Below are 14,018 nucleotides of genomic sequence, written 5' to 3' on the forward strand. Positions count from 1 at the left end.
GCCTCTGTGGTTAAATACTGCTACTAAATGGTTCGGACATCCCAACTAAAACTTTGCGAGAACCAACAAATGGCATTCGTCCGTGACATGACAACATATTGTCTAATAACAATACATCTCCTGTCTGCCAGGGGAAAATAATTGCTTCTTGTTGATAGATTCCCCGAATCTCCTCCAAAACAGAATCTTCAATTGGAGAACCGTCGCCATAATAGGCGTTACGCGGTAATTCTTCTTCTTTAAACCCAGCTAAAAGACCGACTCGAACAGATGGATTTAAGTTTGATACGTGAAATAAATGTGCTTGATTAAACCAAACAGTTTCGCCTGTTTTTGGATGGGTGGCGATCGCCTGACAAATTTGTTTAGTTTTGAGCCGATCTTTATCCAACCATTCTATCTCAATACCTGCATTGCGGCAGTAATTTTCTACTTCAGATTTGTTTGTAGTTTGAAATACATTTTCCCAAGAAAGATCGAATTCTTTACGATAATTTCGCACGTACATGACTTGTTTTTGCTGAAACTTTTCTCTAATTTTTGAATCGATTCGATCCAAAACTCGGCGACTGTCAGCAATTGGGGTTTCTCCTCCCTGTTGAGCGTTCTCAAAGCAATAAAAATAAATTTTCATGCACCAATGACGGGAGTATGACATTTCATTGTGCAGTGGAATAGATTGACTGGCAGGATATTCAGTTGAAGTGTAGATGTTGCCGCTAACGTGACTGCGCGGTGTAGAACGATAAGTGTAAGGTAATAATTCTCCTGAAGTCACTTGAATGAACTGCTCGAAATCGGTAACTCCATTTAATTGAAAGTTGCGAAAAAGTATGCCTCCATGCTTCAGTAAATGTGTGGCGATCGCCTCGCGATTGTGTTTTGCCCAAGCACACAAATCTAGTCGCTCGTTAGTCGGTTGAATTAGCAAAGGTAAAGGGCGATTTGGCAGTAAATTATCGATCGCGATCGCTCCTGCTTGGGAGAGGCTAATCGCTTTTCGCCGCAGGTTGCTTAAGTTTTTTAGGCTGGGCTTGGAGATGTCTTTCATAGTTAAGTTGACTACTTATTGCGTGCCGCGCCTTGGATGGCGTTGATGCTTTTTGAATTTTTGCAAACTCGCTTTTTCTAGTTCCTTAGCTTTGGCGATCTGTCGTTCGCGATCGCGGTTAGCTAAGATTTGGGCGATCGCGCTTAACTTCAGATCGGGTTGAGTGACAATCTGGTGCAAAAGTATTTCTAAACGCTCTGCCATTTGGGTAATAGTATTTGACTCAAATAAATCGACTCGGTAGCCAAATGAACCGTGTAAACCTGTTGGACTTTCTTCCAATTCCAGCCGCAAGTCATACTTAGTCGTCTGATTGTCAATCTCTAATGGAGTCAAATGCAGTCCCGATAACTCTGGGGTTGGCATGGGAGCATTTTGGAGAACGAACCACACTTGAAATAGCGGATTGTAACTTGAGTGACGGTCGGGCTGCAATTCTTCCAGTAGTTTCTCGAAAGGCACGTCTTGGTAAGTATAGGCTTCTAAGGTACGCTGACGCACGCGACCCAGCAACTCTCGGAAACTGGGATCGTCGGATAAATCGGTACGCAGTACCAAAGTGTTAATAAAAAATCCAATTAGCTTTTCAACTTCTGGCTGGGTGCGGTTGGCGATCGGCGATCCGACTGAAATATCTTCCTGTCCCGTGTAGGAATACAGCAATGTCTTGAATGCCGCTAGCAGAGTCATGAATAAGGTGACTCCTTCGCGCTGACAGAGATTTTGAATTTCTGCGGTTAAGGCTTTGGGTAGGAGAAAAGATTGTTTTGCACCCCTAAAAGTGCGGACTGGCGATCGCGGTTTATCTAGAGGTAGTTGTGTCAAGGGAGGAGCGCCGCTAAGTTGCTGCTTCCAGTAATTCAACTGAGTTTCCAACACTTCCCCTTGCAACCAATGGCGCTGCCAAATAGCAAAGTCTGTATATTGGATTGTTAAGTCGGGTAGAGGCGAGGATTCCCCAGTGGTAAAGGTTTGATAGAGCGCCGCCAGTTCTCGAACGAGTATGCCCATAGACCAAGCATCGGAGACAATATGATGCATTGTTAGTAGTAATACGTGTTCTGTATCGTCTACTTGCAGCAGCATCACTCGCAGTAACAGATCTTGAGCCAAGTCGAAGGGACGGTTAGCTTCCTGGCGAGCTAGTTTTTGCACTTGGGCTTCCCGTGTGGGATGCGATCGCAAATCTACGACTGGCAGAGATAAATTTAAAACTGGATCGATAACTTGGAATCCTTGTCCGTCAAGTGTGACAAATTTAGTCCGCAAGGCGGCGTGACGCTGTACAATTCGATTTAAACTTTGTTCCAGCGCCGCAACATCGAGCAAGCCTGTCAAACGTACGGCTGCGGGCAGGTTGTAATACGGATTGTTGGGTTCCAGTTGGCTGAGCAGCCATAGCCGTTGTTGCCCGAAGGACAAGGGTAAATATCCCTGCTGCGAAACAGGCTCAATTGGTGTTGCTTCCCGTCCTCGTCCGAGCTTCATTGCTATTTCCACTCGCTCGGAAAATTTAGCGATCGTTGGCGACTCAAACAAATAACGCAAGGGTAACTCGATCTCAAAAGCAGAACGCACCCGTGCCATGACTTGAGTTGCTAGCAGGGAATGTCCGCCTAACTGAAAGAAGTTGTCGTGAATACCCACTCGTTCTAACTTCAAGACATCAACCCAAATGGCAGCTAGCAGCTGTTGGACGGGGGTACGAGCAGCAGTATCAGGCTTTAACTCAGCGCTAGCCGGATCGGGTGCGGGTAGGATTTGCCTGTTAACCTTACCATTGGGCAAGAGCGGTAGTGCTTCTAAAATGACAAAGTGGTTGGGGATCGCGTACTGGGGCAGTTTCTTTTCTAAAAAGCCGCGCAGTTGAGACGCGATCGCCTGCTGCGAGTGCAACACGACATAAGCAACCAAACGGCGATCGCCTGGTTCGTCCTCCCGTGCCATAACAACAGTATCTTTTACCTCTGGGTGTTGGCTGAGAACTGCCTCAACTTCTCCTAATTCGATCCGAAAACCCCTAATCTTGACTTGGTGGTCGATCCGCCCCAGAAACTCAATATTTCCATCTGGTAGATAGCGAGCCAAATCTCCAGTTTTATAGAGGGGTGTGGGGTGTGGGGTGTGGGGTGTAGGGTGTAGGGATTTTAAATTTCTTTCTCCCTGCACTCCCTGCTCCCTGCTTTCTGACTCCCGACTCTCCCAAAAAGGATTGGGAATAAATCGTTCTTGCGTCAAATCTGGGCGGTTGAGATAGCCTCGGGCTACGCCAACACCACCAATGTAGAGTTCGCCAGGTACGCCGATGGGTACTGGTTGTAAATGGGGATCGAGGATGTAAATCTGTGTGTTGGCAATCGGACGACCGATAGGTACAGTTCTTAAATGGCTATTTTTTTGGCACTGCCAGAATGTCACGTCGATCGCCGCTTCTGTGGGACCGTACAAATTATGCAATTCGCAATCTAGATGTTGAAAGAATTTTTCTTGCAATCCAAGGCTGAGGGCTTCGCCGCTACAGAAAACTCTCCGCAAGCGATCGCATCGATCTAAATCGCGATCGAGAAATACTTGCAGCATGGAGGGGACAAAATGCACGGTGGTAATTTGTTCTTGGGCGATGATGTTAACTAAATAATCGCGATCGCGATGTCCCCCTGGTTTGGCGATAACCAGACACGCGCCAGTTAACAAAGTCCAGAAAAATTCCCAAACGGAGACATCAAAGCTAAACGGAGTTTTTTGCAGTACCCGATCTTGACTTGTCAGTTGGTATGCCCGTTGCATCCACAGCAGGCGATTGCAAATGCCCCGATGGGTATTCATTGCCCCTTTTGGTTTTCCCGTAGAACCAGAAGTATAAATAACATATGCTAGGTTTTCCGACCGGAGATCGCTGACCGGATTCGTTGTTTGCTCTCTAGAAATTTTTTCCCACTCAGTATCCAAACAAATAACCTGCGTTTGACGATCGGGTAGCCCAGCGATCTGCTTTTCTTGAGTTAACAGCACTGCGACTTGGGAATCTTGCAGCATAAAAGCTAATCGTTCTGGGGGATACTCTGGGTCAAGCGGCACGTAAGCCCCTCCAGCTTTGAGAATTCCCCAGAGTCCGACTACCATTTCTAGCGATCGCTCCATGCAAATTCCCACCAGTACCTCTGGTTTGACTCCGAGTTGCTGTAGATAGTGGGCGACTGCATTTGCTCGCTGGTTCAACTCTCGGTAGGTTAGATGCTCGTTTTCAAAGACTACAGCAATGGCATCAGGGGTTTGCTCAACTTGCGTTTCAAATAAATGATGCAGGCAAGTCGGTAGGGGCGCACAGCTGTGCGCCCGTACAGAGGAGTTGGGAGTCGTAGGGGCAGGTTTAGCAACAGATTCATGGCTTACGTCAATAAATCTTGGTTCAAAACCTGCCCGTACAGAGGAGTCGGGAGTTGGTACGGGCGGGTTTCCAAACCCGCCCGTACAGGTATTGTTCCATTCCACCAGGATTTGCTGTCGCTCTGCTGGTGTTAAGAGCGGTAAATCCCCGATGCTGCGATCGGGATTTTCAATAACGCCTGCTAGCAAGGTTTGGAAATGCCCTAGCATCCTGGCGATCGTGCCGCGATCGAATAGATCGGTATTGTATTCTAGACTGCCCGTCAACCCGCGATCGGTTTCCGTCATCCACAAGGTCAAATCAAATCTTGCCGTAGTACTATCCGTTTCCAACAGGTCTAGGGTCAAACCTGGGAGTTCCAAAGCTGACATCGGCACGTTGAGCGCAAACATCACTTGAAATAAAGGCGTGTGGCTCAAGGAACGCTCCGGTTGCAATTGCTCTACCAACTGCTCGAAGGGTAGGTCTTGATGGGCATATGCTCCTAAAGCCACTTGACGCACTCGGCTCAACAGCTCCCGAAAATTGGGAGTACCTGCCATATTGGTACGCATAACCAAGGTATTCGCAAAGAATCCGATCGCTGCTTCGATTTCGCTCCGATTGCGGTTGGCAATGGGCGAACCTACGAGTAAATCTTCCTGCCCCGTGTAGCGATAAAGCAGGGTTTTGAATGCCGCTAATAATGTCACGTACAGGGTGACATCTTCCCGCCTGCTCAAATCTTTCAATGCTTCAGTTAAAGCTAGAGGCAAGGTAAAAGATTGCACTGCTCCTTTAAAAGTCTGAATTGCAGGTCGAGGACGGTCTGTAGGCAATTCCAAAATCGGGGCGCTGCCCTCTAGTTGCTGTTGCCAGTAAGCGATTTGGGTTGCTAGTACTTCTCCTTGTAACCATTGCCGCTGCCAAACAGCAAAGTCTGCATATTGAATCGATAATTCTGGTAAGGGTGAGGGTTTGCCGCTAGCAAAAGCTGCGTATAGAGCAGCGAGTTCGCGAATCAGTATGCCGTTAGACCAACCATCAGAGATAATGTGATGGATTGTAGATAGCAGTATATGCTCGGACTGGTTCAGCCGCAGGAGAGTAAACCGTAACAGTGGAGCTTCTGCTAGGTTAAACGATCGCGTTGCCTCTACTGTCGCAAGGCGTTGCACTTCAACCTCCCGTTCTGCGGCGGGGAGTTTTTCTAAGTCGATGACTGGCAGTTTCAAAATTAAACTAGGAGCAATGACCTGGACTGGTTGCCCATCTACCTGATGGAAAGTCGTGCGTAAAACTTCGTGACGGCGCACGATTTCGTTAAAGCTTTGCTCCAAGACTGGTAAATTCAGCGCTCCTACGATTCGCAGAGCAACAGCTTGGTTGTATAAGGGATTGCCTGGATCGAGGCGATCGAGAAACCACAACCGCTGTTGAGCAAAGGACAAGGGAAAAGTATTGGTATCGCGACTTTGGGGCTGAATTTTGACAGACGAGACATTACCGCGTTTCTGCCTCAGCCGTTGCAGTAGTAAATCGCGTTGCTGTGGAGATAGATTAGCAATATTGGCGATCGCGTCACTCATTTTCTGCTTCCTTCCCGATCGTTCGACTCTGTTTCGCTGGCAAGTAATGTTTGAATTTCTGCTTCCGAAAGCTGCTCTAGTTCTGCTAACGTTTGGGCAAGCAATTCGCTGTCAGTCTCTTGGGCTAGTTTTTGGGCAATTTTCACGGCGAGATCGGCTACAGTAGGGGCGGCGAAAAAATCGCGCAGGGGTAACTCGATCTCGAAAGCGTCGCGCACGCGAGACACAACTTGAGTTACAAGCAAAGAGTGTCCGCCGAGGTCAAAGAAATTGTCGTTAATCCCAATTCGCTCTAGCCGCAACACTTCTGCCCAAATTTCCACCAGAGATTTTTCTACAGGAGTCCGAGGTGCAACAAAAGTATCTGCTAAATCGGGTCTAGATGCGTCCGGTGCAGGTAGCACTTGCCGATCCACCTTGCCATTGGGAGTCAAAGGTAGTTGCTTCAACAGCACAAAAGCAGATGGCATCATGTACTCGGGTAGTTTATCTTTCAAAAACAAGCGCAAATCGTTAGTACTTGCAGTGCTTTGACTGGGAACGACGTAAGCAACCAAACGGCGATCGCCCAGCTTATCTTCTCGAACGATGACAATCGCTTCCCTGACCTGCGGGTGTTGTCTCAGTGCTGCCTCAACTTCTCCTAACTCGATGCGGAAGCCGCGCACCTTGACCTGATCGTCCAGCCGTCCTAGAAATTCCAGGTCGCCATCTGGTAGGAAGCGCACTAGATCGCCAGTTTTGTAAAGTCGAGAGTCGGGAGTCGTAGGGGCGGGTTTAGCAAAAGATTCACGGCTTACGTCAATAAATCTTTGCTCAAAACCCGCCCGTACAGGGGAGTCGGGGAAGAGAGCTGAGGGAGCTGAGGGAGCTGGGGAAGAAAGAAATTTTGAATTTTGTTCACGAAGTGTAGCGTTAGCGTCTATTTTGACTTTTGAATTTTCCCAAGGGTTGGGAATAAATCGTTCTTGTGTCAAATCTGGACGGTTGAGGTAGCCTCGGGCTACGCCAGCACCAGCAATATATAATTCCCCTGGTACGCCAATCGGTACTGGCTGCAATTGCCGATCTAAGACGTAGACTTGCATATTCGCCAAGGGACGACCTAGCGGAACTGTTGCAGAATCTTGTTGCCTTGTCTCTTTTTGCCTTGTCTCTAAGGGATAGGTCAGCACGCCAACAGTTGTTTCTGTGGGTCCATAATGGTTGATAATCCGGCAGGTTGGCGCGTACTGCTGAATTTGCTCGATGAGATTCCAACTCGCAGCCTCACCACCTAACACCAGGCATTGACGCGGCAGAATTTTGGCTGGGGAAGGCGATGCTAAAAGCGCTGCTAAGTGTGAAGGGACAATTTTGAGACAGTCGATCGCATGGCGATCGCAGTAATCCGCTAAGGCTACGGGATCGGATGCCCGTTGTTGAGAGACAATATGCAGACAGCCACCTTGACACAAAGCGGGAAATATGCATGTATTACCTAAGTCAGCAGCAAAGGTAGATACGGTGGCAAAGCTAGCATCAGTTGATAAGTTGAGTTGGGGGGCGATCGCATAAAAATAATTCAGGAGTTGCCGATGCTCGATCGCAACACCCTTGGGTTTGCCAGTCGAGCCAGAGGTGTATAGTACGTAGACGAGATTTTCAACTGTTACCTCACTCGTGAGATTCTCATCGCTATATCGCGCAATTTCATCCCAATCCGCGTCTAGACAAATTGCCCGTGCTGAGTGGGGTGGTAATGTTTCGACTAGGTGTTGTTGTGTCAAAACGATTGCTGCTTGCGCATCTTGCAAGCGGAAAGTCAAATTCTCTGCTGGTAATGCTGGATCTAGCGGTAGATATGCGCCGCCAGCTTTGAGGATGCCTAAAAGTCCTACCAACGTTAAGAGCGATCGCTCTAGGTAAAGTCCCACCAGCACCTCTGGTTTGACTCCCAACTGCTGTAAGTAACGAGCGAGTTGATTAGCTTCAGCATTTAATTGAGCATAAGTCAACTGCCGATCTTCAAAAACAACAGCGATTTTGTCAGGCGATCGCTCTACCTGAGCTTCAAATAATTGGTGGATGCATTTGTCAAGCGAGTAATCTGTCTGTGTTTGGTTTAATAGCAGTAGTTGTTGCCGTTCGCCCTGGCTGAGAATTTGTAACTGAGCGATCGCGATTTCTGGATTTTCGATTGCATGGGTTAATAGAGTTTGAAACTGGGCAGCTAAGCGTTGGATAGTATCTACCGAGAAGTAATTAATATCGTAATAAAAGGCCGTACTCAGAGAATTATCGCGTTGAGTACAAGTCAGTTTAACTTTAAACTGCTCGATGCAACTATACTGCTTGTCAAGCGAAAACGTTACACCAGCAGTAGAAATTTTCTCCGGTAATTGCTCGAATTCAAAACCGATCGGGAACGCTAAAGTATTGTTGTTTTCTGTCGTTTTTGGCGTAAAATAATCTTGCCATTCCTCGGCTTGACTGAGAGTTTTTGCGGCTAATTCTACAACTTCTTGAAAGCGTAAATCTGGGACTAAATTGGTTTCGATCGGTAGCCAGGTAGCAAGTAATCCCATGACTCGATCCAGTTCTTCATATTCTCGGCGATCGCTAGCCACTCCGATTGTAATTTCCTGTTGGGTGAGTCGCCATAAAAGTGTTTGCCAACACGCCAGCAAGACAATCGCGATAGTAGTATCAAATTTACGCGCTAAGTTTTCAATCTGGGTGATACGAGTAAGAGCAATTGCCAATTCAAAACACTCAGGTTGAAATTTTGTTTGTTTTAAAGGCTTATTTTCAAAAGGGAGTTTTAATTCTAGGGAAGCAACTCGTTCGCGCCAATATGCATTAGCTTCCTCTGCGTCCGTGTCTGCAAGTAACTGATTTTGCCATGTCGAGAATTGGCAGTATTGTACAACTTCTGCCTCCAATTCCCGACTTTGGAGACAAGCAGAATAGGAATTGCCGATTTCAGCGATTAAATTTGCAATTGTCCGAGAATCGGCACACAGGGAAGGTAAACATACGTGCAAAACATGGAGATTTGCCGACAATTTCAGTAAAGACAACCGCAACAGCGAACCTGACTCGAAATCAAAACTATGGCGACTTGCTTCTTGAAATAATGCCTCAATTGCGATCGCTTGTGCATCGTGGTTCAGATCGGACGATCCCCCCCAACCCCCCTTAATAAGGGGGGCTATGTTTCCCTCCTTTTGAAGGGGGGCTAGGGGGGATCTTTCCCAATCCTCCTGGTGAAGAGGAACTATGTTTCCCCCCTTGTGAAGGGGGGCTAGGGGGGATCTTTGAGGATCGATCGCTTGCCATTCAGGTAAGCAATCATCTACCACAGCCATAACTGGTAACTTCCGACCGGGTAGCCGCCTAAAAATCGTGCGGAAAATTTCATTTCGATAGATAATGTGTTGTAAAGCTGCTTTTAAAACCTCTGGTTGAAGCGCCCCTTCTATGGAAATAGCACACTCAGTTATGTAAGCAGGACTATCTTGCTGCAACAACCACAGGCGTTTTTGCTGGGGAGAAAGCTCAAAGCCGCTAATAGTTTCAGTTTGCATAAGCTGTCTCCTTATTGTCGATATCAGCGCGATGAATCATTTCTCCCATTGCCACCACAATTTTGCGCGAACCTATATAGGGATTGCGTCCGTGAGCAGCCAAAATGTTATCTAGCATCAATACATCTCCTTGCTGCCAGGGGAAACTAATTTCAGCCGCTTTGTAAACTGCCAAAATTTCTTCTATGACCGATGCTTCAATTGGAGAGCGATCGCCATAGTAAACCTGACGGGGAAAGTTTTCCGCTCCAAATACAGACATTAACGATTCCCTCACATCCGCTTGTAAGTAAGATGGATGGTGCAACTGGATTTGGTTGAAAAACACCGTCTCACCCGTTTGGGGATGGTTGATGACTGCCGGACGTACCTGACAAGTTCTCAAACTACCATCGGGCTTCCACTCCACGCTCATCCCTGCTTTACGGCAGTATGCTTCTACTGCTGCGCGATCGTTTGTGTGAAAGAAATCTTGCCAACTCACATCCAAGTTGTCAGTGAAGTTGCGAACGTACATTAACTGCTTTTGAGCAAATTTTTGGCGTAGTTTTGGATCGAGCAGCTGATAAATTTTTCTGGAATCAACGATCGGTGTTTCTCCCCCTTGCGCGGCTGGCTGCATACAGAAAAACCAGATTTTTTGGGGATAACAGTGTAGGTGAGAACTTTCATTGTGAAACAAGATTGCTTGCTCGGATGGATAGGGGGTAGAGCCGTAAACTTTGCCGGAAACGCCTTCACGCGGTAAATCGCCATACTCGCCGAATAACCCCGGACAGATGGCTTCAGCAAAACTTTCAAATTCAGAGGCAGAGGCAATCTTGAAATTACGGAAGAGGATCGCACCGTGATGCAATAACTTAGTTTCGATAAATTGCCGATCGCTCTTTGCCCAATCAAGGCGATCGAAATCATCCACGGTTGGAGTAATAACTAAAGGTAATGTTGCCCCAGGTTGTAAAAAATCGGTGGCGATCGCTCTATTTTCTGACAAATCCACAATTTTCGGTTGGACTGCCATAAACTTTTGCCGCTTGGCTGCTTTCTGCTGGCTCTTTTTCTCAGCTTGTCGTGCGATTTCAGCCTGAGTCTGCATTTCTAAACTGTCGATCCGAGCTTCCGGCTGTGCCACAATGCTCTGAAGTAGCGTTTCAAAATGCTTTGACATCCGGTCGATCGTCGTGGCATCGAAAAGATCGGTGTTGTACTGCCATTTCCCAACGATTCCCCGTTCTTTTTCCTCCACAAATAGCACTAAATCGAATTTAGCCGTGCCGTTGTCAATGTCGATCGGACTCAGAGTTAGTCCTGGCAACTCCAAAGCTGGCATTGTCGGCACGTTGTCCATCACTAGCAACACCTGGCAGAGAGGCGGACGGCTGCGATCGCGACATCGCAATGCATCCACCAGTCGTTCAAAGGGTAAGTCTTGGTGGGCATAAGCCCCTAAAGCTACCTCGCGCACTCGCCACAGCAATTCTTGAAAACCAGGATTACCAGATAAATCGATACGTAAGGCAAGGAGGTTGACAAAAAAACCAATTAACCCTTCTGTTTCCGGTTGGTTGCGGTTCGCGACATCCGTACCCACAACGATGTCATCTTGCTGGGTGTAGCGATGCAGCAGCGTCACAAAGGCTGCTAGTAAAGCAATGAATAAAGTGCAATTTGCCTGATGGCTTAAATTTCGCAGTGCTTGATGCAGGTTGGCTGGCAGCTCAAAAGATTGGTTAGCACCGCGAAAAGTTTGGAACTGCGATCGCGGTCTATCTGTCGGTAGCTGCAACACGGATAAATTACCACCTAGCTGCTGTCGCCAGTACGATAACTGAGTTTCTAGTACCTCCCCTTGCAATTGCTGGCGCTGCCAAGCAGCAAAGTCGGCATACTGGATCGGTAGTTCTGGTAAGGGTGAAGGTTTACCAGCAATGAAGGCTGCATACAACGCTGCCAGTTCGCTAAAAAATATACCCGTTGACCAAGCATCGGTGACAATGTGATGCATCGTGCAGAGCAATACATATTCTGTCTCATCTAGCTGTAGCAGCGTGCATCGTAGTAGGGGGTTTTGCGTCAAGTCAAAAGGCTGCTGGGCTTGCTCGGTTGCCAGTTGCAGGGCAGTTGTTTCTCGTTCGACTTTTGGCAAATGTTGCAAATCCACAACTGGGATCGTCAAGTGGAGGTGAGGGGCTATGACCTGGACTGGTTGCCCTGCAACTGTAGTAAAGGTGGTACGTAAAACTTCGTGTCGTCGAATAATTTCATTGAAACTCTGTTCCAGTGCGGCTACGTTCAGTTCTCCGGCAATGCGGAGGGCGATTGGTTCGTTGTAACCAAAGTTGTTTGGGTCGAGGCGATCGAGGAACCACAATCTTTGCTGGGCAAACGATAGCGGTAAATGCTCGTGGCGAGAAACAGGTACGATCTGGCGATCGCAGGGTAAAAAGCCTCCTGCTTGCATTTCTACTATGCTTTCCTTCACGGCAGCGATCGCTTGCTCGATCTCTGCATCGGTGTGAGCAGTCGATAAAAAACAAGTGCGTCCTTCCCAGATGTAAATTCCTTTTTCTAAGAGGTGATAGAAAAACAAATTCATCCAAGTGAGGTTGGGCGGATAAATAAACCGAAACAGGGAACCGAAATGGACAACCTGAATTGGTAATTGCTTTTGATCGAAGAAATCATTGAGCGTTGCCGCTAACTTTGCAGTTTTTGTCCCTAATTCTGCCTGTAGTTGCGCTCCACTTTGCTTGATGTGATTAAGGACTGCCCAGACACCAGCCACGACTAAAGGATTTTTGAAAAAGGTTCCGGCGAAATAAGTCGTTTCCACTTGCGGATAGGAGGCATCTCCATAATTCCAAAAGCCGCCATCCAAGACATCCATCAATGCAGCTTTGCCAGCAACTACCCCAACTGGTAATCCAGAACCAAGCGCCTTTCCATACGTGGACAGGTCTGCTTGAATTCCCCATAATGCTTGAATACCACCAGGATGCATTCGGAAGCCAGTAATCACCTCATCAAAAATGAGTACGGTTCCCGTTTCTTGAGTCAGCTGCCTTAATTCGTAAAGATATTCTTGAGGTTGAAAATCGGGGTTGCGGCTTTGTACGGGTTCGACTAGCACAGCCGCCAAGTCTTGAGCGTGGGTTTTCAACAGTTGGAGAGATTCGGGACTGCCATATTCGAGTACCATCACCTTATCCGTCATGTGCTGCGGAATGCCTGGAGCAATCGGCACGGTACGCAAACCGTTTGCCGTTGGGACTCCCGTGACCAAAACCTCATCTAAATTGCCGTGATACGAACCCGCAAACACCGCAATTTTAGAGCGTCCTGTCGCGGTACGGGCGATCCGAATTGCTGCCATCACCGCTTCTGTACCGTCGTTACAAAAAGTTGCTCTTTCTTGACTCGTCAACTGGCAAAATAACTGAGTCACCTCACCCGTAAGACGTGACTGCGGACCATTTTGCATCCCTTGCTGGATCTGTGCTTGAATCGCCTCCATGACAAAAGGTGGTGAATGACCGAATAGCAACGGACCAAACCCCATTGACAAGTCGATGTATTCGTTACCATCAACATCCCAAATTCTCGCTCCAGCAGCACGCTGGACGTGAATTGGGTACAACATCTCTTTTACGGGGAGACGAAACCCTGTAATCGCTCTGGGATTAGCCAAGTAAGGACGAGCAGCTTGCGTCAGTCTTTTCGATTCTGGGGTACGCTTGACAACTCGCGCAATTAATGTATCTAAATGCCGTTGCTGGTGAGAGCTTAAACCCGTATCCCCCGGTTGGGAACTCATAACTGGTTTGCGTTTACTTGTTGGCGCGATCGCCTGCTTAGCCTGACTCAGATCGGATAAAGCGCGATCGCTGGCAGTCTCAGTTGATCTACGCAGGACTTCTAGCTGTTTAGACATGATTTGCAACTGCCGTGCAATCAGTTTGGCGATCGCCGGAGAGTTGTTAGAACTTTGTGCAGCAGCTATTTCTCGCACTGGTACAGACATCGCTTCTACAGGCATCGCTTCGGGAAGAGGAGAAGTTGCTAATTTTTGCTCCTCCAATGGCATCTGTTGAACTATATATGCAGCTAATGCCTCAAGTGTTGACAACTCTCCCATCAATAAGCGAAAAGGAATCTCAATTCCAAAACGATCTCGAACAGAACGACTGAATTGAGTCAATAACAGAGATTCCAAACCCAATTCAAGGAAATTGCTATGAATATCTATTGCCTGAGATTCTATACCCAGCCAACCGCTCAAAATCTCTTTGAGCGATGAAACGACTTTATCAAACCGTGAATTATCTGAAGAATTAAGCATGAGCAAGTCAAAAGTTAAAAGTCAAAAGTCAAAAGTCAAAAATCGTCGGGGCGGGTTCACCCGCAATCTTTGTCGAAGTCATAGTTTTTTGGTAAACCCGCCC

Annotated in this window: 4 protein-coding genes; all 4 read right to left on the minus strand. The window is 47.4% G+C overall.

Translation table 11 applies throughout. The features are described from left to right. Positions 1-10: 10 nt before the first annotated feature. Genes QH73_RS25500 through QH73_RS25515 form a run of 4 tightly spaced genes read right to left on the minus strand, consistent with a single transcriptional unit; the run spans position 11 to position 13,915 of the window. On the minus strand, positions 11-1,051 hold the full coding sequence (locus tag QH73_RS25500) for a TauD/TfdA family dioxygenase (RefSeq protein ID WP_039716921.1): 1,041 nt from the start codon (positions 1,049-1,051) through the stop codon (positions 11-13). Positions 1,052-1,066: 15 nt separating this feature from the next. Next, complete coding sequence (locus QH73_RS25505; protein WP_039716922.1) at positions 1,067-6,007, minus strand: non-ribosomal peptide synthetase; 4,941 nt, start codon at positions 6,005-6,007, stop codon at positions 1,067-1,069. Continuing rightward, complete coding sequence (locus QH73_RS25510) at positions 6,004-9,576, minus strand: non-ribosomal peptide synthetase (protein WP_063777351.1); 3,573 nt, start codon at positions 9,574-9,576, stop codon at positions 6,004-6,006. The genes QH73_RS25505 and QH73_RS25510 overlap by 4 nt, the downstream gene beginning before the upstream one ends. Next, a complete protein-coding gene (locus tag QH73_RS25515; protein WP_052290201.1) occupies positions 9,566-13,915 on the minus strand; it encodes an aminotransferase class III-fold pyridoxal phosphate-dependent enzyme in 4,350 nt (1,449 codons plus the stop codon). The genes QH73_RS25510 and QH73_RS25515 overlap by 11 nt, the downstream gene beginning before the upstream one ends. Positions 13,916-14,018: the final 103 nt, after the last annotated feature.

The sequence above is a fragment of the Scytonema millei VB511283 genome, from assembly GCF_000817735.3.
Classification (GTDB): Bacteria; Cyanobacteriota; Cyanobacteriia; order Cyanobacteriales; family Chroococcidiopsidaceae; genus Chroococcidiopsis; species Chroococcidiopsis millei_B.